This is a genomic window from Candidatus Pantoea rara (genome assembly GCF_051136265.1).
Lineage (GTDB): Bacteria > Pseudomonadota > Gammaproteobacteria > Enterobacterales > Enterobacteriaceae > Pantoea > Pantoea rara.
Window position 1 is genome coordinate 2,413,948 of the sequence record NZ_CP194942.1, and the last position, 17,606, is coordinate 2,431,553.

Genomic DNA, 17,606 nt, shown 5'->3' on the forward strand with positions numbered 1-17,606 from the left:
CGTCAAAAAGCGAAAACGATCACAAATTCGCCCGCGTTGTGATTTTGATCTTCCTGGTTAACAATACCGGGCAGATTCAGAGAAGGAAAAACCGATGGCAAAACAGGATGAACAGCGACTGATGGTGAAGATTGCCACCCTTTACTATGTCGAAGGGTTGAAGCAGTCAGAGATTGCGCAGTCGCTGACCCTATCGCAGTCGTTTGTCTCACGCATTCTTAATCGCAGCGTGAAAGAGGGTGTGGTCAAGATCAGTGTGGTGCCACCGGCTAACGTCTATCCGGAGCTGGAAAAGGCGATTGAGCAGACTTATAACCTGCCGCAGGCGATAGTGGTGGATGTGCCGGATCAGGCGTCATCGCTGCAGATTAAGCAGGCGATTGGATCGGCGGCCGCTCACTATCTGGAAACCCGGCTGCGTAATGATGAGCTGATTGGCATTTCGTCGTGGAGCGGGACTATCCGGGCGATGGTGGATGCACTGCATCCGCTTAACAGCGCGTGCAAAGGGGTGATTCAGCTGCTGGGCGGCGTCGGGGCCAACGGCAACGTGCAGGCGACAATTCTGACGCAGAACCTGGCGGCGCTCCTGAACTGCCCCGCCTGGCTTCTGCCGTCGCAGTCGATTGAGCATTCGGTCAGCGACCGCCAGCGCCTGTCGGCCAACGCAGAGGTGGCCGAGGTGCTGAGTAAATTTGAACAGGTCGATCTGGCGATTGTCGGCATCGGCGATCTGGAGCCGTCGGCACTGCTGCGCAATTCAGGCAACTACTACGATGGCAAAATGCTGCAGACGCTGGCGGCGCGCGGCGCGGTTGGCGATATCTGCCTGCACTATTTCGACGCCTGCGGGCAGCCGGTGCTGAAAGCCGAAGAAGATCCGGTCATTGGAATGGAGCTGGCGCAGGTGAAACAGTGTCCGCAGGTTGTGGGTCTGGCAGGTGGACGGGAGAAAGCGCAGGCGATTCGCGGTGCGCTGCTGGGTGGCTACATCAAGGTGTTAATCATCGACTATCCCACGGCGCGGCTGCTGCTCACGCCGCAGGATTAATCATCGATCAGATGTTGCGGTAAGCCGTGGTGACTTTCCACAGATAGCGTGGTGCCTGCGCCGCCGGATGCTTGTTCTGAACATGCTGATAGAACTCATCCGGTGACATGGCGTTGATCATCGCAATGGCCCGATCGCGATCGCCAGAGAAGGTACGCAGCAACGCGCCTGCGCCGTTGGCGTAAGAGACGATGGTGGCGTAGCGCAGCGTCAGCGGATCACGAATGCCCGACAACGCGGAATTCTGCAGAATACGAATATAGGCGGTGCCGATATCGATGTTTTTGGCCGGATCGCGCAACTCCGAATTCGACGGCTGGCCACGACGTCCCAGCGTGCGATAGACTTCGCGTCCGGCAGTCGACGCTTTAATCTGCATCAGTCCCACCGCATTGGAACGGCTCACTACGCCCGGATTTCCACCCGACTCGACACTGATAATGGCGCTGATTAACTTCTCATCAACGCCATAATGACTGGCGGCATCTTCGGTAAACATTGCCCAGGTACCATTCACGCTGGACGGCGGTGCCTGCGTTAGCGGCGTGTTGCGTTGCTTGACGGCCTGGTGCGGTGGCTCGCTGGCACAGCCGGTCAGGAGTAACGCCGTGAGTATAAGGTGTCGGATTTTCAGCAATTTTTCATCTCGTGGCTGTGGTAGCGAATGCTATCATACCCATGCAGCCTGAGAGCAAAATTACCGTTTATCCTAAATGCACGAAAATGCGGCGCGTACCGTGACTTCAGCGGGGCTTTTCGCCATCATCGCCGTAAGTCAGACGCTCACAGCAGGAAAGTATGATGATTTCACGTTCAATTCGTCTTATCTCCCCCTCCGGTTACTGTCACAACCAGCCTGCGGCACTGCAGGGTATTGCGCGACTGCGCGCGGCGGGCCATCAGGTAGAGAACGCGCAGGTGATCACCCGCCGTTTTCAGCGTTTCGCAGGCACAGACGCAGAGCGCCTGGCGGATATCAACCAGCTTGCCAGCCTCAGCACCCTGCCCGACGTGGTGCTGGCGGTACGTGGCGGCTACGGAGCCAGCCGGTTACTGGAATCCATCGACTACATCGGCCTGCAGCGCCGTCTGCTGAATCAGCCGGTAGCGCTGTGCGGCCACAGCGATTTCACCGTGATTCAGCTGGCGTTACTGGCGCAGGTCGGCCTGATTACCTTTAGCGCGCCGATGCTGGCAGGTAACTTCGGTGCCGCGACCTTATCTGAATTTACCCTTCACCACTTCTGGCAGGCACTGACATCACCTACAGTAGAGGTGAAATGGCAGAGCGAAACGCCAGATCAGGGCGAATGGCGGGGCACGTTGTGGGGCGGAAATCTGGCGATGATCTGCTCTCTGATTGGCACGCCGTGGATGCCGCAGATCGAGAACGGCATTCTGGTGATCGAGGATGTGAATGAGCATCCGTTCCGCATTGAACGCATGCTGATACAACTGCAGCAGAGCGGCATTCTGGCGCGCCAGCGGGCGATCGTTACCGGCAGCTTCACCAGCACGGCCCTGACTGAGTATGACAATGGATTTGACTTCAATACCGTCTGGCAGCACGTGCGGGATATCACCGGTTTGCCGGTAATCAGTGGATTAGATTTTGGTCATGCCGCCGACACCGTCACACTGCCGCTGGGCGCCAGTGCACGATTAGCGGTCAGCCAGGGCAACGCCCATTTGCAGGCGACCGGGCATCCCGCCCTGCGGGAATAGAGAGCGTTTCAGGAGATCGACATTGAAGCCGTTGTATGACGATTTGTGGATCTCAACCCCGGAATTTCCGGTGGAAGATGCCGTTAATGACCTGATGATGCATGGCTTTATGCTGCGTCATCCTCGCGGCAATCTGCTGATTGGCCGCATAGAAAACCCACTTGATCATGAAGTGATTGCCGAGTCCGGTGGTGCCATTCGCCACTATCTGACTCACTGGCACGAATCCGCACCCGGTGCGGCAGTGATCCAGCAGCGCTTCAGCAGCGCGCTGTATTGCCATAGCCGATCGCTGGGCCCTATCAGCCGTTTTGCTGAGCCAGATGACACCTTTACGCACCAGGAAACGCACTTCGGAGATTTCCATCTGCTGCCAACACCTGGACATACGCCTGGCAGCTGCAGCTATCTCTATAGCTCGCCGCTGGGGCTGACCTATCTGTTTGTTGGCGATGCCGTGACGCGTTCACATGACAACTGGATCTCGGTGCTGGTGCCGGACAGTAATCCGGCTGAGCTAAGCCAGACGCTGGAGTTTTATCGATCGCTGCGTCCCGACGTGGTGCTGATGAGTACCACGCGCGGGCATCTCTCCTGGAAAAAAGTCACGCTGCAAAGCTGGCTGGCGGCGATTGATGAAGCAGAACAGCATCCGCTGGATTTGCGTGAGAAGCCGATATTCTGATTACAAATGTTTAGTCAGATAGTGCCGCTGATGATGATCCACGTAGTCCGCCAGCGTGAGCCGCAGGGTGTAGCCGCGTTTTTCATAAAACGGCCGCGCCTGAAAACTGGTGGTATCGACCTGTGCATAGCGGCAGCCGCGATCCCGCGCCTCCTGCTCGGCGGCCTGCATCAGTTTGCTGCCTGCACCCTGCCCGCGTAGCGCCTCACTCACCCACAGCATATCAATGCGCAGCCAGCTGCCGGTGGTTGAGCCGGTCAGTCCGGCCAGCTTTCTGCCCTGCTCATCACGAATAAACACCCCAATCGACCTGATCACATCCACATCAAAAAATTTGCTGTTATACGCATTCAGGCCAAGACGGACCTCATCCAGATCCTGCGCGGTAACATTGTCGGTAATCTCAGGTTGCATAGTGGCTCCCGGGGTTAACTGTCGGAACGCTGACGATCGTCGTAGTGCTCCAGGCTCAATGCATCCACATCGCGTTTTTCGGTGCGGCTGCAGGGCAGCAGTTTATCGCTATCACGGTAGACAAAGAAGGTCGCCTGGGTGCGCTGGTTCACAATCAGCTGATCGCCATTGCGAAAGCGGGTAATCGCGACCTGATCGCCCGCCTCCAGGCGGGTACGCTGCTGACCTGCGGCAATCTGGAAGTGGTTGTCAGGCCACATCAGCGTCGTTAAACCATATTCGGCACGTGATACGGTCATGGTCGCCCGGCCTGGACAGTTAAGCTGAAATTCGGTTTCGCTCCAGGCGGGTGCGATGTGACAGGCCAGCAGGCCCAGGGCAATTAACGCTGCCTTCATGCTGTGTCTCCGCTGATTTTATTAGGGATTTTGAGCTTAACACATGAAATGCAGAGGCGTGGCGTCAGGGAAATGAAACTAAGACCATTAAAAGATGGAATTGCCGTGCGAAAAAAGCTGAAAGTTGAGAAAATATAAAGTAATCCGGCCAGCCTGACAGACTGCCCTGCTGGCCGGATAGTGATTATTCAGCGGCCACCTCAGCGGCCACTAACATCAGCGCCAGCCCGGCATTCTCGGTATCATAAGCCTGCATCGCTGCACGAATATCCGCGGAACACGCGATCACCTGTTGCTTCTTTTCGGCTTCTAACTGGTCAATCGCATGCCGAATAATCATTAGACCTGCTTCTTCTTCTTTCATCATTTATCCCTGAATTTGCCTAAGTGGTGCGCAAAGGAGCAAAGAATAACGTTTAATGATAAGCAAAGTCACCCCTTTACATTCCTGTTGCTTAACCTTTAAACAAATCACAAACCGGAAGCGTAGCCGAAACTGCTATGATTAGGGGATTGAGGGCGTGGCAGGATAGACTCTGCGCCAGAAAACTCCCAGGGATTGAAGCAGGTAAAAAATCATGATGCGATTCAGCATTTTTATCCTTATCGCGATGCTGACTGGATGTTCATCTGGCCCGAAAGGGGTGGAATGTCCAGGTGAGGTCTCGACAATTTATGGCCAGTCGATGGGGCAAACCCAGGGCGTGATTTTTGATCTGGTTAACAGCTTCACCGTAACCCGGGATAATGTCAGCGTGAAGAGTGGTCCGCTGCAGTCGCTGGATCGGTTTAAATATGTCCCGTCTGCGGTGACACCTGAAGGCTTCTATGCACAGCGCTTGTCAGATAAGCAGTTCCGCCTGATTAATCCTTACCAGAACACCCAAATCACCTGGACCTGTCCATAAGGGATGAATCCTGCTGCCAGATGGTTTATTGTCAGGAAACGTCAAGCAGCAGGTCTCCCCGATGGAAAAGCGTCTGGATAACAACGGTTATATCGACTTCCCCTTCCCTGCCACCCGCAATGCGGATGGCTCTGTAAATCCATGTGGCTTTGATCTGACGCTGGAAACCGGTCGCCTTGAAGAGATCGCGGTGCTGAACCGCTCAGCGAATCTGCGGCGGCTGGTTGAGGAGATCAATTTGCAGGAGGGGCTATTTATGACGCTGGCCTGCGACTGGCGGCAGCAGACCGATGCGGTCTGTGGCTTTGTTGATGTGGCTTTTCGTCCCGATCTGCCGCAACACGGGCACGAGGAGGCACTGCAGCTGGAAGCGAGTTTTTACCGCTACCTTAGCGGGCAGGAGAAGCAACATCAGATGCCTGCGGAGACGCTGGTCAATTATGCCCGTTCGGTTCTGGACTGGAGCTGGTCGCCGCTGCGTCAGCGTCAGCGCAATTATGAAAAGATCACCATACAGTTCTATTGTCCGCAGGCGGATGACGCCGAATGGTGTTTTGATCATCTGCGTCATTTCCTGGTGAGCGTTTATCCGGCCTGCGTCGCTGCCCGTTCACTCTGAATTCCCTCTGCTCCCGGAGTCGCTATGCGTTCTGCTGCGCTGTCTGTTTTCACGCTGTTCTGCTCCCTGCTTTTTACCACTGCGGCCGAGGCCGATCACTGCCAGCAAATTCGCGCCGGTCTGGACATCGGTTCCGGCACGACCAAAATAGCGGTGGCCCGCGTCAACGTCTGTCAGCTACGCATCGAAAAAGTGCTGTATCAGGATCAGCGCGCCATAGCCTGGAATGACGCTTTGGCTCATTCTGCGGATAACCAGCTCAATCCGGCGATCACTCAGGAAGGCGCTGCCGCTCTCAAGCAGTTAGTTGAGCACGCACAGCGCTTTCATCCCCAGCGAATCAGCGGCGTAGCCACGGCGGTGTTCCGCAACGCCAGCAACGGTCAGGCCGTCATTGACGCGTTGCAGCGCCAGAGCGGTGCGCACATCAGCATTATTTCGCAGCAGCAGGAGGCGAAACTCGGTTTTCTTTCTGCTAAAGCTGCGCTGAACGATCCGTCGATTCGTGATGAGCAGTTGCTGGTCTGGGATATTGGCGGCGGGTCAATGCAGATGACCACCTGGCGACAGCAAGCGGGCAAGCCGGTGGCCGATATCTATCAGGGCAAACTGGCCTCGGTGACACTGAAAAATTTTATTCTGACGGTGCTGAAGAACACCCCGGAGGCCAGTTCTCCCAATCCGATTGGCTCGTGGCGACAGTCGGTGCTGCGCTTTGTGCAGTTTTACGCAGCTAATGAGGTCAGCCCGCAGATTAAACAGGATGTGGCGAGCCGGCGGGTGATTGGCATCGGGGGCGTGCACGGTTTTTCTGTTCGCAATCAGCTACCGGGCAAACCCAGCCGCTATACGCTGGCGGCATTAAGCAAGCTGTCGCAGCAGCAGGTCTGGAAAGGCGACAGCGAGCTGTCTGGCGACTACCGTACCACCGACGTCAGCAACCTGTTGCTGGTGGAAGGCTATATGCAGGCGCTGAAAATCAATGAGGTCACGATTGTTGAGGCCAGCCTGATTCAGGGCGTGCTGCTGCAGTAGCGCGGCCCTCTTTCCTCTATACCTCGTGTTTGACCAGCCGGATGGCATGATCCAGCATCCGCTGCTCATCCCGCTCACTGTGGGCACGCTGCTGTCGGGTACGTTTGAGCAGGTCGTAGATTTCGCCACGTCGGGTGTCATGGCCGCGTTCCATTAGCACAATCACTGCATCGCCAATCACCCGACAGACTTCGTCATAGTCGTCATCACTCAGTGCATCACGTTTCATCGCTTCTCCTCCGGCTTTGGTTGCCTGTGCCGCCATTTCAAAGGCTAGACAGGAAATGGCGGGGCCGCAATCATCGCGCCATTAACAGCCAGAAATGATTTTTTAGCCCGATATTCCTCTCTGGAAGAGCAGAATTCACTATCTTTGCTACGCTTTGAGGGTCTCACTCAAAACCAAGGAGCAATAAATGTCAGGAAAAATCGAAGATAAAGTAAAAGAAGCCGCTGGCGCAGTTCAGGAACAATGGGGTGCAGCAACCGGTTCATCTGAGCATCAGGCTAAAGGCGCAGCACGCCGTTACACCAACCAGGCAAGCTATGCTGCCCGCGATGCTGCTGACTGTATCAAGGATCAGGTTCAATCCAATCCTGTTGCAGGTCTGGCCGTTGCTGCAGGCGTTGGCGTATTTATCGGCTTCCTGCTGGGCCGCAAGTAATAGCGCTGAACGTCAACAGAACGGGAGCCAATGGCTTCCGTTTTTTTTTCGCCCGATGCGCCTCGTCCGCTGAGAAACATCTGAAAGATAAGCCTTATCAGGTCAGCTCGCGGTGAGATTCTATGCTTAGTTACGTTCTCTTTCTGACAACATCAAGGTGACCTTATGAAAACGATTTCTGCTCTGCTGCTGGTTGCAGCAACTTTCACTACACTGGCGGGCTGCTCGCAGAAGAGCGACGCGATTAAAGAGGATGGCCGCCCGCATGCGCCAAGCGGTCAGTCTTCACCAGGCGGTACGCTGGGTTCCGGCCCGGTGGGTCAGCCTCAGTCGTAATCCCCTGCCCCGGCATGCGTGCCGGGGTGTGTTTATAACCCTCTTTTCTTACTACATAGAACACATAAAATAAAACCGCTAATAATTACCACCCTATTAATATTCTCAGCAATTAAATAAATTACCCTTTTTTATTCTTATAAGAATCATCCCATCTCTTTTCAATAAGTCCCTACTCCCTTTACAAAATTCTGTATATATACGCCGAATAAACAACATTAAAATTGTGGAAACAATTTAAACAAATATTCTACGGATATAAAAAAACAATTCTCCATAATGAACTTTAGCCGTAATAATATTCTCTAATAACTCACAACACCCTTTGTTAAATATTATTAATACGTTCAAGAGAATTCAGACGTGAAGAAAAAAAAGATTTATCTGATAGACCGACTTTTAACGCTTTATTCTCGATTTTCCAGCAGAACAACACCGCAGGCCTTGCAGACACTGGCACCCGCGACGGTGGTGATTTACTCCACCACGGCACTGGGCGACTTTCTGATGAATACGCCAGCTATCTGGAGCCTGAAAAACCGCTTTCCCACCAGTAAATTCGTTCTGGTCTCCAGCAAGAAAAATAAAGACCTGGTCAGCCGTTATAACTGGTTCGATAAGATTTATATCTGGGATAACAAAATTGCGAATTTTCTGCCATTGTTTTTCAAACTGCGCCGCCATAAGCCTGACTTGTCAGTGATATTACACGCCCATTTCCCGTACGATATTATGAGCTCAGTACTGACCGGCAGTAAGACGATTGTACGCGACCATTACGGCAGCGAATCACCTCTGTTAAATAAATATCTCGATCACTACTCAGGCTATTTCGACGACCATACCATCAAGCGTAAGCTGAAACTGATTGAAGCCCTGGGCGCAGAAAATGAGCAGACCCGGATGCACCTGCCAGAGCTGAAAAACGCACCGACTGAAAAGGCTGACCATCGCCGTATCGGTTTTCAGTTAGGGGCATCAAAAGATATTCGCCGCTGGCCGCTGGCCTCGTTCAGCCAGCTGGCGACAGCGTTGCTTGAGCGCTGGCCTGATACTGAGATTATCGTTACCGGCACAGCCGCTGAGCAGCCTCTTGAGAAACAATTTATCGAAAGCCTGCCACTGCACTGCCGTGCGCGCGTGACGCCGATGGCAGGAAAAACGAATCTCAGCGGCCTGATTAGCCTGATCCAGACGCTGGATGTGCTGGTCACCGGTGATACCGGTCCGCTGCACATCGCCGTGGCCGCGCAGACGCCGACGGTCAGCCTGTTCTCCACCGCCAATCCGCGCTATACCGGCCCCTGCCAGGACAGCGATCGCCACATCATTATTCACCGTCCGGATAAAACCTCGTCACAGCATCCAATGGCAACTATCAAAGCCGATGAGGTTGAGCAGGCTGTGGTTAAGCTGGTGGGGTAATGAACGATCTTTCTCAGGCCATTATTGCGCTGATTGAATACCACAATCAGCCAACCTTACCGGGCTGGTTCCGCAAAGTGGATCGGGCAGGCTTTCATCTGCAGCAGTTACCGTTGAGTGAGGTGGAATTTGCCATTCTGATGAGCGATTTTTTTAGCAGCTTCGGTGTCTGCTCTGAGCATTATGATGAAAATCGCTATTTCCCGGCGTCGCACACGCGGCGTTTCATACCCGCCGGATGGTTTAACGCAGGCGCATATTGCCCACTAACGGTAGCGATGCTGTGTGAAGCGGCCAGCCTTGGACGCTGGCCTGAAGAGGATCACTGAATAAAGGTGTGGACGAAGGCGTCATAAACCTCGCGACTACTCAGCGCGTTGACCTCACGTGACGCCGGTTGCAGTACCTGATAGTTAACCTGCCAGGGATGCCAGCACGCCGGATCGCTGTCGCCAAACAGTGCCACCACCGGTAATCCGAGCGCGGCACCAATATGCATTGCCCCGCCATCACTGCTCACCAGCCCCTGACACAACGACATGGCCGCAATCAGTTGCGGCAGGCTGGTGGTTGCTACCGCCTTGACAGGCAGATGCGGGCAGAGCGCCATAATTTCACGCGCCTTTTCATCATCACCCGGATGACGCGGATTATCACGGCTGCCCGGTGACCACAGCAGCATAATCTGGCAGGCATGATGGGCCGCGATTTTTTCAATCAGCCCCGCAAATCGGGTGGTTTCCCACTGCTGGCTCGGCTTACGGGCGCTGATTTGTAATGCATAGACTGGCATGGCGGAATCGATTGAGTAGGTGTCACGCAGGCTGGCCGCAATGGCCGTATCCGGCCGCAGCGTCAGTTTTCCTGGCACGGCGGCGCTGAGCTTGAAAGGCCGTCCCAGACTGAACAGAGTTTCGCTGATATGGCACGGAGACTGATCGGGCGGCGGTAACAGATCGGTAATCAGCGGATGCGACTGTTCACCCAGGGCAATGACTCTGGCGGGGCGCACAATTTTCACCCACTTCAGACCGTGCTGATCCCAGCGGCTTTTTGCCAGAATCACTGCATCATAACGTTGTTTTTTCAGGGTCAGCATCAGCTTCACTCGCTGGAGGACACACGCCAGACGGCCCTGCCCTGACTCACGGTGATGCAACTTGGTGTAAAAGAAGAGCTGTCGGATATCGGGATTATGCTGCAATACGGGCGCAGCGTAATTGTTGGTCAGCACATCGACCTGGTGCTGGCCCGACTGCGCCAGCGCACTAATCAGCGGCGTGGTCAGTAAGGTATCGCCAATATTATCCCGACAAATAATTAAAACCTGCATGTCTGACATCCTCTGCGCACAGGCTAGGCCGTACTGGCTGAATAAAAGTGAGACTCGCCCGGTTACCGTTCTGAAAACGATAACGTAACGGTATAGTCAGCAAATTAGTCAACCTGGTGTCAGATTGGTTCAATGGTAGCGGTAATGTTAAAATGCGGTGCCCGCACAAATGACCCGCAACCTGTCTGAATGATTAGCGGGTCTATTGATTTAAAAAAGGGGCGCTGTCTGGTCAGCGTAAAGGCGGAGAAAAAGCCACCGGGGAGGGCCTGAGGCTGTCGCCCTGCCTGTTTCGGCCTCTCTCAGCCAGCACGCTTCGTCAGCAGGGAAATAGCTAATGTCATAACGGATTCCGGTTCCGGGTTCATGCCGATAAACATTTGATGAATTTTTTCAGAAATGGCTTCACGGGTTATGGGTTTATCTTCAGTCACAATTTCTATCACAGCCTGCCCAAATAGCAGTCGACATGCTGCAATGGCATCATTTAGCGCGTCATCATCCATAATATCCTCCCTGTTTATTGGCAGAAGAGTACACATCTGCGGCAACAGGATCATGCCCGCCTGTTCTTTTTGCGGCACAGGTTACAAAAATGAATCATCTGTAAAAAGCAGATAGCCCGGCCAACACTTTCCATGCCGGGCGTTCACCTGTTACAAAGGTTATTAACAGAGTGTGTCGTTTAATAAATCAAGTGCAACGTTGTAAATCAGCGCAGGCTGGGCATCGGGTAACATTGCCATGATTTTTTCTTCAAGTGCGCGGTTAGTAACCGGTTGATTATCGGCTAATAATTCCAGCGCTGCCTGACCAAACATCAGGCGGCAGATATAAATCGCGTCTTTCGTATATTTAGCGTCCATAACGACTCCTTATGAGTGAGCTATTACAGTAGCGATATTCAGACACGAACGAATGACAGATCTGCTGTCTCTCTCTTTTTATACAGTGGCATCGGCTAATGCAAATTACAGAAATATTAAAATGTGATGCAGCGGAAATTAATTTATTAGCATGCTGTTCAGGAAAGGACTTTTGCAATGCGGTGTGAATACACTAAGTAGGCATTATTTTCTGCAATTACAGGGAATACATCTGCTGAATACGCAGTGAGTGAGGAGTCGGCGCAAAGGGAACGCAAACGCGTGAACAGCAGACATAAAAAAGCCCGCATCGCGTTTAACGCGATGCGGGCTTAAACAGACATTACATATTTTCGATGATCGCGTCACCAAACTCTGAACATTTCAGCAGCTTAGCGCCATCCATCAGGCGTTCGAAATCGTAAGTCACGGTCTTGTTAGCGATAGCGCCTTCAACACCTTTAACAATCAGGTCAGCCGCTTCGAACCACTCCATGTGACGCAGCATCATTTCTGCAGACAGGATGACTGAACCTGGGTTCACTTTATCCTGACCGGCATACTTAGGTGCTGTACCGTGAGTCGCTTCGAACAGTGCACATTCGTCACCGATGTTAGCGCCTGGGGCGATACCGATACCGCCAACCTGCGCCGCCAGGGCGTCAGAGATGTAGTCACCGTTCAGGTTCATACAGGCGATAACGTCATATTCTGCCGGACGCAGCAGGATCTGTTGCAGGAATGCATCTGCAATCACATCTTTAACGATGATCTCTTTGCCGGTGTTCGGGTTTTTGAACTTCATCCACGGGCCGCCGTCGATCAGTTCGCCGCCGAACTCTTCTTTCACTAACTGGTATCCCCAGTCTTTGAAAGAGCCTTCGGTGAACTTCATGATGTTGCCTTTGTGAACCAGGGTCAGTGAATCACGATCGTTAGTGATGGTGTATTCCACTGCCGCGCGCACCAGACGTTTGGTACCCGCTTCTGAACACGGCTTAACGCCGATACCGCACTGCTCAGGGAAGCGAATTTTCTTCACGCCCATCTCTTCGCGCAAGAACTTGATCACTTTGTCCGCTTCAGCAGAACCCGCTTTCCACTCGATACCCGCATAGATATCTTCGGAGTTTTCACGGAAGATCACCATGTCGGTCTCTTCAGGGCGTTTAACCGGGCTTGGCGTGCCTTTGTAGTAACGTACCGGACGCAGGCAGACGTAGAGGTCAAGCTCCTGACGCAGGGCAACGTTCAGGGAACGAATACCGCCGCCGACCGGGGTGGTCAGTGGGCCTTTGATGGCCACGCGATATTCTTTGATTAAGTCGAGCGTTTCCTGTGGCAGCCAGACATCCTGGCCGTAGAGTTCAACTGACTTCTCACCGGTGTAAATCTCCATCCAGGAGATCTTACGCTCGCCGTTGTAGGCTTTCTTCACCGCCGCGTCGACGACTTTCAGCATGACCGGGGAAACATCAACACCGATACCGTCACCCTCAATGTAAGGAATGACTGGGTTATTTGGCACTGTAAGCTTGCCCTGATTCAGGGTGATTTTCTGACCTTCCGCCGGAACAACTACTTTGCTTTCCATTAACCTCTCCTGGGCGTTTGTTAATGATTTGTAAGATGCGCGTCAATACTACTTGAATATTTCCGCCACGCCAATCACTGCAATTTCACGTTATAATGCGCCGAATGTCTCTTACTGCAAAGCCCATGCGAAAAACAACTCAACGAATTCACCAGGATAAACGATTCAGCCGCCCGACGCGTGATGCACGGCGTGCCCCTGACCGCCCTGCGACTCCGCGCCGTGTGATTTTGTTTAACAAACCCTTCGACGTTCTGCCACAGTTCACCGACGAAGCCGGTCGCCGTACCCTGAAGGATTTTGTCAGCGTCGCAGAAGTCTATGCAGCCGGTCGCCTTGATCGCGACAGCGAAGGATTGATGGTGCTGACCAACGACGGCGCCCTGCAGGCCGCGCTGACTCAGCCCGGCAAACGCACCGGCAAGATCTATTATGTGCAGGTGGAAGGTGAACCACAGGAGGCGGATCTGCAGCCTCTGCGGGATGGGGTTAATCTGAAAGATGGCATGACCCTGCCCGCAGGCGTAGAGAAAGTGGCTGAGCCTCAGTGGCTTTGGCCCCGTCAGCCGCCGATCCGCGAGCGTAAAAATATCCCGACGCAGTGGCTGAAAGTGACGCTGTATGAAGGACGTAATCGTCAGGTGCGCCGGATGACCGCTCATATCGGCTTCCCTACTTTACGATTAATCCGCTACGCCATGGGACGCTATACGCTCGACGATCTGGCTTCCGGTGTGTGGCGCGACGTCAGTGATAGCATTCCCTGAGAACGTGTTTTTTATAACCTCAGGTTAACAATTGCGGAGAAGAGATGTTTAAACCTCATGTTACTGTCGCCTGCCTGGTTCAGGCCGAAGGTGAATTGCTGGTGGTGGAAGAGACGATCAACGGTCGAGCCACCTGGAACCAGCCTGCCGGACATCTCGAAGCGGATGAAACACTGCTGGAAGCTGCTGAACGCGAACTCTATGAAGAGACCGGTATTGCGGCTTCGATGCACTATTTCATCGGCATAAACCAGTGGATCGCGCCCGACAGTACGCCTTTTGTGCGTTTTCTGTTTGGCGTGGATCTGGCGGAAAAAGCGCCCACTCAGCCGCAGGACAGCGACATCGATTGTTGCTGGTGGCTACCGCCAGCGCAGATTCTCACTGCGTCTAACCTGCGTTCGCCGCTGGTTGCGGAAAGCGTACGGCTGTGGCAACAGGGCACGCGCTACCCCTTACATCTGGTCAGCCCGTTCCAGTGGCCGTTTCACGAGGGTGCGCGCCTGCCTTCTGCATGATAGAATGCGCCGCCTGTTTTTTTATCGTAATGCGAGCGTGTCATGTCTGACAACAGCCAGAAAAAAGTGATCGTCGGTATGTCCGGCGGCGTCGATTCTTCCGTTTCCGCCTGGTTACTGCAGCAGCAGGGTTACCAGGTTGAAGGCCTGTTCATGAAGAACTGGGAGGAGGACGATGGCGAGGAGTATTGTACCGCCGCGGACGATCTGGCGGATGCGCAAGCGGTGTGCGACAAGCTGGGTATGAAGCTGCACAAAGTTAACTTTGCAGCTGAATACTGGGATAACGTCTTTGAGCATTTCCTCGAAGAGTATAAAGCAGGCCGCACGCCTAACCCCGACATCCTCTGCAACAAAGAGATCAAATTCAAAGCGTTCCTGGAGTTCGCCGCAGAGGACCTGGGCGCAGATTTCATCGCCACAGGCCACTACGTGCGTCGTCATGACGTGGACGGCCAGAGCCAGCTATTACGCGGTCTGGATGGCAACAAAGACCAGAGCTACTTCCTCTATACCCTCAGCCACCAGCAGATTGCCCAAAGTCTGTTTCCGGTCGGCGAGCTGGAAAAACCGGAAGTGCGCCGCATTGCCGAACAGCTGGACCTGATCACCGCGAAGAAGAAAGATTCGACCGGCATCTGCTTTATCGGCGAACGCAAATTCCGCGACTTCCTGGCGCGCTATCTTCCGGCCCAGCCGGGCGAGATTGAAACCACGGAAGGCCAGATCGTCGGTGAACATCAGGGGCTGATGTACCATACTCTGGGACAGCGTAAAGGCCTGGGTATTGGCGGCCTGAAAGAGAGCAAAGATGATCCCTGGTATGTGGTTGATAAAGATGTGGCACGGAACCGCCTGATTGTCGCCCAGGGCGGCGATCATCCGCGTCTGATGTCTGTTGGCCTGATTGCGCAGCAGCTGCACTGGGTTGATCGCACCCCTGTTGCCGCGCCGCTTCGCTGCACCGTGAAAACCCGCTATCGTCAGACCGATATTCCCTGTGAGATTATTCCACACGGCGACGATCGGATTGAAGTGCGCTTCGACAAACCCGTCGCTGCGGTTACGCCGGGTCAGTCTGCGGTATTTTACCTTGGCGACGTCTGCCTGGGTGGCGGTATTATCGAACAGCGCCTGCCGTTAATGGCAGAGTAAGCGGGCTTAGCCCGCGTTGATGACGCGTAAACAGGAGTAACCGTGGCGAAAAATTATCAGGAAATCACGCTGGCGCTGGCGGGCATTTGTCAGTCCGCCCATCTGGTGCAGCAGCTGGCTCAGCAGGGTCACTGCCAGCCAGAAGCGCTGACCGTGTCGCTGCGCAGCGTACTGGACCTCAATCCTGGCTCCACGCTGGCGGTATTTGGCAACAATGAAGCCAACCTGCGCCTCGGACTTGAAACCCTGATGGCCGTGCTGAACAGCAGCAGTCGCCAGGGCGCAGGCGCTGAACTGACGCGTTATACCCTGAGCATGATGGTGCTGGAGCGCAAGCTCAGCGCCAGTAAATCCGCTATGGCGACACTGGCACAGCGCATCTCTCAGCTGGATCGCCAGCTGGCACATTATGAGCTGGAGTCAGACACCATTCTCAGTGCGATGGCCGCCATCTATGTGGATGTGATCAGCCCGCTTGGCCCGCGTATTCAGGTTACCGGTTCACCTGCGGTGCTGCAGAATACGCAGGTTCAGAGTAAAGTGCGCGCCACCCTGTTAGCCGGTATCCGTGCTGCCGTATTGTGGCAGCAGGTCGGCGGTGGCCGATTGCAACTGATGTTCTCGCGTCAGCGTTTGCTGCGTGAAGCGAAAACCCTCTTATCCCGGCTGCCACTGACTTACTAAGTCGGTGCGGCAAAACACTGCTAAATGAATCAGGAGTTGCACTGATGGAATTATCCTCTCTGACCGCCGTCTCACCTGTCGATGGTCGTTACGGCGATAAAGTCAGCCCGCTGCGTGCGATTTTCAGCGAATTCGGTTTGCTGAAATTCCGTGTTGAGGTTGAAGTTCGCTGGTTACAAAAACTGGCCGCGACCGCAGAGATCAAGGAAGTTCCTGCATTTGATGCCGACGCAAACGCTTTCCTTGATGCAATCGTCGCCGGTTTTTCAGAAGAAGATGCAGCACGCATCAAAACCATTGAGCGCACCACCAACCACGATGTCAAAGCGGTTGAGTATTTCCTGAAAGAGAAAGTCGCCGATCTTCCTGCCCTTCATGCTGTTTCTGAATTTATCCACTTCGCCTGTACCTCTGAAGATATCAACAACCTTTCGCACGCCCTGATGCTGGAAACGGCCCGCCGTGACGTGATCCTGCCTTACTGGGCGCAACTGATCAGCGCTGTTAAAGGTCTTGCCAGCGAATACCGTGATATTCCGCTGCTCTCCCGCACCCATGGCCAGCCGGCAACGCCATCGACGATGGGTAAAGAGATGGCCAACGTGGCTTATCGTCTGGAGCGTCAGTTACGTCAGCTGAAACAGATTGAGGTGCTGGGTAAAATCAATGGCGCGGTCGGTAACTACAATGCCCACATTGCCGCCTATCCCGAAGTGGACTGGCACGCGCTGAGCGAGAACTTTGTCACTTCGCTGGGGATCACCTGGAACCCGTACACCACGCAGATTGAGCCGCACGACTACATCGCTGAGATGTTCGACTGTATCGCCCGCTTTAACACCATCCTGATCGATTTCGATCGTGATATCTGGGGCTATGTGGCGCTGAACCATTTCAAACAGAAAACCATTGCGGGCGAAATCGGCTCATCCACCATGCCGCACAAGGTGAACCCGATCGACTTCGAAAACTCGGAAGGTAATCTGGGTCTGGCGAATGCGGTGATGCAGCATCTGGCCAGCAAGCTGCCGGTCTCACGCTGGCAGCGTGACCTGACCGATTCAACCGTGCTGCGTAACCTCGGCGTCGGCGTCGGTTATGCGCTGATCGCCTATCAGGCGACGCTGAAAGGCATCTCCAAGCTGGAAGTGAACCGCGATCGTCTGCTGGATGAGCTGGATCACAACTGGGAAGTGCTGGCGGAACCGATCCAGACGGTAATGCGCCGTTATGGCATTGAGAAGCCATATGAGAAGCTGAAAGAGCTGACGCGCGGCAAACGCGTGGACGCTGCCGGTATGCAGGTCTTTATCGACAGCCTGGCGCTGCCGGAAGAGGAAAAAATGCGTCTGAAACAGATGACGCCTGCAAACTATATTGGTCGCGCTATCCAGATGGTTGACGATCTGAAATAATGCCCGCCGCAGA

The 17,606-nt window shown here is 54.1% G+C and carries 24 protein-coding genes; 15 read left to right on the forward strand and 9 right to left on the reverse strand.

The annotated features are described in order from the left end of the window. Nucleotides 1-94 precede the first annotated feature (94 nt). On the forward strand, nucleotides 95-1,051 hold the full coding sequence (locus ACR8BF_RS11340; protein ID WP_179896019.1) for a sugar-binding transcriptional regulator: 957 nt from the start codon (nucleotides 95-97) through the stop codon (nucleotides 1,049-1,051). Between the two features lie 7 nt (nucleotides 1,052-1,058). Here the strand turns inward: ACR8BF_RS11340 and emtA are convergent, their stop codons facing one another. After that, nucleotides 1,059-1,688, reverse strand: a complete 630-nt coding sequence (gene emtA, locus ACR8BF_RS11345) for a membrane-bound lytic murein transglycosylase EmtA (protein WP_179896020.1) — start codon at nucleotides 1,686-1,688, stop codon at nucleotides 1,059-1,061. Between the two features lie 164 nt (nucleotides 1,689-1,852). On the opposite strand from emtA, the gene ldcA reads away from it, so the two are divergent. Both ldcA and ACR8BF_RS11355 read left to right on the forward strand, forming a co-directional pair. Further along, on the forward strand, nucleotides 1,853-2,776 hold the full coding sequence (gene ldcA / locus ACR8BF_RS11350; protein WP_434745939.1) for a muramoyltetrapeptide carboxypeptidase: 924 nt from the start codon (nucleotides 1,853-1,855) through the stop codon (nucleotides 2,774-2,776). 22 nt (nucleotides 2,777-2,798) lie between these two features. Beyond that, a complete protein-coding gene (locus ACR8BF_RS11355) occupies nucleotides 2,799-3,461 on the forward strand; it encodes an MBL fold metallo-hydrolase (RefSeq protein ID WP_179896021.1) in 663 nt (220 codons plus the stop codon). On the opposite strand, the gene ACR8BF_RS11360 is transcribed toward ACR8BF_RS11355, so the two are convergent. The 3 genes from ACR8BF_RS11360 to ACR8BF_RS11370 all read right to left on the reverse strand — a co-directional run bounded on the left by ACR8BF_RS11360 (nucleotide 3,462) and on the right by ACR8BF_RS11370 (nucleotide 4,637). Then, entirely contained in the window at nucleotides 3,462-3,875 is a 414-nt protein-coding gene (locus ACR8BF_RS11360) for a GNAT family N-acetyltransferase (RefSeq protein WP_179896022.1), read from the reverse strand. 14 nt (nucleotides 3,876-3,889) lie between these two features. Continuing rightward, complete coding sequence (locus ACR8BF_RS11365) at nucleotides 3,890-4,273, reverse strand: hypothetical protein (RefSeq protein ID WP_179896023.1); 384 nt, start codon at nucleotides 4,271-4,273, stop codon at nucleotides 3,890-3,892. A 184-nt stretch (nucleotides 4,274-4,457) separates the two neighbouring features. Beyond that, nucleotides 4,458-4,637, reverse strand: a complete 180-nt coding sequence (locus tag ACR8BF_RS11370) for a hypothetical protein (RefSeq protein WP_292993324.1) — start codon at nucleotides 4,635-4,637, stop codon at nucleotides 4,458-4,460. Between the two features lie 214 nt (nucleotides 4,638-4,851). On the opposite strand from ACR8BF_RS11370, the gene ACR8BF_RS11375 reads away from it, so the two are divergent. The 3 genes from ACR8BF_RS11375 (at nucleotide 4,852) to ACR8BF_RS11385 (ending at nucleotide 6,835) form a co-directional block, all read left to right on the forward strand. Beyond that, entirely contained in the window at nucleotides 4,852-5,181 is a 330-nt protein-coding gene (locus ACR8BF_RS11375; protein ID WP_179896024.1) for a hypothetical protein, read from the forward strand. 61 nt (nucleotides 5,182-5,242) lie between these two features. Further along, nucleotides 5,243-5,800, forward strand: coding sequence for a hypothetical protein (locus ACR8BF_RS11380; RefSeq protein WP_179896025.1), 558 nt, complete (start codon nucleotides 5,243-5,245; stop codon nucleotides 5,798-5,800). Nucleotides 5,801-5,824: 24 nt separating this feature from the next. Further along, nucleotides 5,825-6,835 carry a Ppx/GppA phosphatase family protein gene (locus tag ACR8BF_RS11385; RefSeq protein WP_434744971.1) on the forward strand — a complete coding sequence of 337 codons (1,011 nt, stop codon included), beginning with the start codon at nucleotides 5,825-5,827 and terminating at the stop codon, nucleotides 6,833-6,835. A gap of 16 nt (nucleotides 6,836-6,851) precedes the next feature. Here ACR8BF_RS11385 and ACR8BF_RS11390 read toward each other — a convergent pair whose 3' ends face one another. Continuing rightward, nucleotides 6,852-7,064, reverse strand: a complete 213-nt coding sequence (locus ACR8BF_RS11390; protein WP_179896027.1) for a DUF2767 family protein — start codon at nucleotides 7,062-7,064, stop codon at nucleotides 6,852-6,854. Nucleotides 7,065-7,251: 187 nt separating this feature from the next. Between ACR8BF_RS11390 and ACR8BF_RS11395 the strand changes: the two genes are divergently transcribed. The 4 genes from ACR8BF_RS11395 (at nucleotide 7,252) to ACR8BF_RS11410 (ending at nucleotide 9,590) form a co-directional block, all read left to right on the forward strand. Further along, on the forward strand, nucleotides 7,252-7,500 hold the full coding sequence (locus ACR8BF_RS11395; RefSeq protein WP_010246235.1) for a DUF883 family protein: 249 nt from the start codon (nucleotides 7,252-7,254) through the stop codon (nucleotides 7,498-7,500). Nucleotides 7,501-7,665: 165 nt separating this feature from the next. Continuing rightward, nucleotides 7,666-7,836, forward strand: a complete 171-nt coding sequence (locus ACR8BF_RS11400; protein WP_179896028.1) for a hypothetical protein — start codon at nucleotides 7,666-7,668, stop codon at nucleotides 7,834-7,836. A gap of 363 nt (nucleotides 7,837-8,199) precedes the next feature. Continuing rightward, entirely contained in the window at nucleotides 8,200-9,261 is a 1,062-nt protein-coding gene (locus ACR8BF_RS11405) for a glycosyltransferase family 9 protein (RefSeq protein ID WP_314983600.1), read from the forward strand. After that, nucleotides 9,261-9,590 carry a DUF1493 family protein gene (locus ACR8BF_RS11410; RefSeq protein WP_179896030.1) on the forward strand — a complete coding sequence of 110 codons (330 nt, stop codon included), beginning with the start codon at nucleotides 9,261-9,263 and terminating at the stop codon, nucleotides 9,588-9,590. Before ACR8BF_RS11405 ends, ACR8BF_RS11410 begins: the two co-directional genes overlap by 1 nt. Here the strand turns inward: ACR8BF_RS11410 and ACR8BF_RS11415 are convergent. The 4 genes from ACR8BF_RS11415 to icd form a co-directional block, all read right to left on the reverse strand. After that, nucleotides 9,584-10,594 carry a glycosyltransferase family 9 protein gene (locus tag ACR8BF_RS11415; RefSeq protein WP_434744972.1) on the reverse strand — a complete coding sequence of 337 codons (1,011 nt, stop codon included), beginning with the start codon at nucleotides 10,592-10,594 and terminating at the stop codon, nucleotides 9,584-9,586. The genes ACR8BF_RS11410 and ACR8BF_RS11415 overlap by 7 nt on opposite strands. Nucleotides 10,595-10,896: 302 nt before the next feature. Beyond that, nucleotides 10,897-11,100, reverse strand: coding sequence for a hypothetical protein (locus ACR8BF_RS11420; protein ID WP_179896032.1), 204 nt, complete (start codon nucleotides 11,098-11,100; stop codon nucleotides 10,897-10,899). A 162-nt stretch (nucleotides 11,101-11,262) separates the two neighbouring features. Continuing rightward, entirely contained in the window at nucleotides 11,263-11,460 is a 198-nt protein-coding gene (locus ACR8BF_RS11425; protein WP_179896033.1) for a hypothetical protein, read from the reverse strand. Nucleotides 11,461-11,803: 343 nt separating this feature from the next. Next, nucleotides 11,804-13,054, reverse strand: a complete 1,251-nt coding sequence (gene icd, locus ACR8BF_RS11430; RefSeq protein ID WP_008925947.1) for an NADP-dependent isocitrate dehydrogenase — start codon at nucleotides 13,052-13,054, stop codon at nucleotides 11,804-11,806. 104 nt (nucleotides 13,055-13,158) lie between these two features. Here icd and rluE point away from each other — a divergent pair, with 104 nt between their 5' ends. Genes rluE through purB form a run of 5 tightly spaced genes read left to right on the forward strand, consistent with a single transcriptional unit; the run spans nucleotide 13,159 to nucleotide 17,593 of the window. Continuing rightward, the gene (gene rluE / locus ACR8BF_RS11435; protein WP_434744973.1) at nucleotides 13,159-13,821 is read left to right on the forward strand and encodes a 23S rRNA pseudouridine(2457) synthase RluE; all 663 of its coding nucleotides are present in this window, start codon (nucleotides 13,159-13,161) and stop codon (nucleotides 13,819-13,821) included. 44 nt (nucleotides 13,822-13,865) lie between these two features. Beyond that, the gene (locus tag ACR8BF_RS11440) at nucleotides 13,866-14,339 is read left to right on the forward strand and encodes an NUDIX domain-containing protein (protein ID WP_003849831.1); all 474 of its coding nucleotides are present in this window, start codon (nucleotides 13,866-13,868) and stop codon (nucleotides 14,337-14,339) included. Between the two features lie 42 nt (nucleotides 14,340-14,381). Beyond that, nucleotides 14,382-15,494 carry a tRNA 2-thiouridine(34) synthase MnmA gene (gene mnmA / locus ACR8BF_RS11445; RefSeq protein WP_313701420.1) on the forward strand — a complete coding sequence of 371 codons (1,113 nt, stop codon included), beginning with the start codon at nucleotides 14,382-14,384 and terminating at the stop codon, nucleotides 15,492-15,494. Nucleotides 15,495-15,536: 42 nt separating this feature from the next. Next, nucleotides 15,537-16,178, forward strand: coding sequence for a high frequency lysogenization protein HflD (gene hflD / locus ACR8BF_RS11450; RefSeq protein WP_292993293.1), 642 nt, complete (start codon nucleotides 15,537-15,539; stop codon nucleotides 16,176-16,178). 44 nt (nucleotides 16,179-16,222) lie between these two features. Then, nucleotides 16,223-17,593 (forward strand): adenylosuccinate lyase, encoded by a 1,371-nt coding sequence (gene purB / locus ACR8BF_RS11455; protein ID WP_434744974.1) that lies wholly within the window; start codon nucleotides 16,223-16,225, stop codon nucleotides 17,591-17,593. The last annotated feature ends 13 nt before the right edge of the window (nucleotides 17,594-17,606 follow it).

Coding starts and splice junctions, on each gene's coding strand:
- ACR8BF_RS11340 (WP_179896019.1), top strand. CDS start 95: ATGGCAAAACAGGATGAACAGCGACTGATGGTGAAGATTGCCACCCTT.
- ACR8BF_RS11425 (WP_179896033.1), bottom strand. CDS start 11,460: ATGGACGCTAAATATACGAAAGACGCGATTTATATCTGCCGCCTGATG.
- ACR8BF_RS11410 (WP_179896030.1), top strand. CDS start 9,261: ATGAACGATCTTTCTCAGGCCATTATTGCGCTGATTGAATACCACAAT.
- ACR8BF_RS11440 (WP_003849831.1), top strand. CDS start 13,866: ATGTTTAAACCTCATGTTACTGTCGCCTGCCTGGTTCAGGCCGAAGGT.
- ACR8BF_RS11390 (WP_179896027.1), bottom strand. CDS start 7,064: ATGAAACGTGATGCACTGAGTGATGACGACTATGACGAAGTCTGTCGG.
- ACR8BF_RS11380 (WP_179896025.1), top strand. CDS start 5,243: ATGGAAAAGCGTCTGGATAACAACGGTTATATCGACTTCCCCTTCCCT.
- ACR8BF_RS11395 (WP_010246235.1), top strand. CDS start 7,252: ATGTCAGGAAAAATCGAAGATAAAGTAAAAGAAGCCGCTGGCGCAGTT.
- ACR8BF_RS11360 (WP_179896022.1), bottom strand. CDS start 3,875: ATGCAACCTGAGATTACCGACAATGTTACCGCGCAGGATCTGGATGAG.
- ACR8BF_RS11415 (WP_434744972.1), bottom strand. CDS start 10,594: ATGCAGGTTTTAATTATTTGTCGGGATAATATTGGCGATACCTTACTG.
- icd (WP_008925947.1), bottom strand. CDS start 13,054: ATGGAAAGCAAAGTAGTTGTTCCGGCGGAAGGTCAGAAAATCACCCTG.
- ACR8BF_RS11385 (WP_434744971.1), top strand. CDS start 5,825: ATGCGTTCTGCTGCGCTGTCTGTTTTCACGCTGTTCTGCTCCCTGCTT.
- ldcA (WP_434745939.1), top strand. CDS start 1,853: ATGATTTCACGTTCAATTCGTCTTATCTCCCCCTCCGGTTACTGTCAC.
- ACR8BF_RS11400 (WP_179896028.1), top strand. CDS start 7,666: ATGAAAACGATTTCTGCTCTGCTGCTGGTTGCAGCAACTTTCACTACA.
- ACR8BF_RS11420 (WP_179896032.1), bottom strand. CDS start 11,100: ATGGATGATGACGCGCTAAATGATGCCATTGCAGCATGTCGACTGCTA.
- ACR8BF_RS11365 (WP_179896023.1), bottom strand. CDS start 4,273: ATGAAGGCAGCGTTAATTGCCCTGGGCCTGCTGGCCTGTCACATCGCA.
- purB (WP_434744974.1), top strand. CDS start 16,223: ATGGAATTATCCTCTCTGACCGCCGTCTCACCTGTCGATGGTCGTTAC.
- mnmA (WP_313701420.1), top strand. CDS start 14,382: ATGTCTGACAACAGCCAGAAAAAAGTGATCGTCGGTATGTCCGGCGGC.
- rluE (WP_434744973.1), top strand. CDS start 13,159: ATGTCTCTTACTGCAAAGCCCATGCGAAAAACAACTCAACGAATTCAC.
- ACR8BF_RS11370 (WP_292993324.1), bottom strand. CDS start 4,637: ATGAAAGAAGAAGAAGCAGGTCTAATGATTATTCGGCATGCGATTGAC.
- ACR8BF_RS11375 (WP_179896024.1), top strand. CDS start 4,852: ATGATGCGATTCAGCATTTTTATCCTTATCGCGATGCTGACTGGATGT.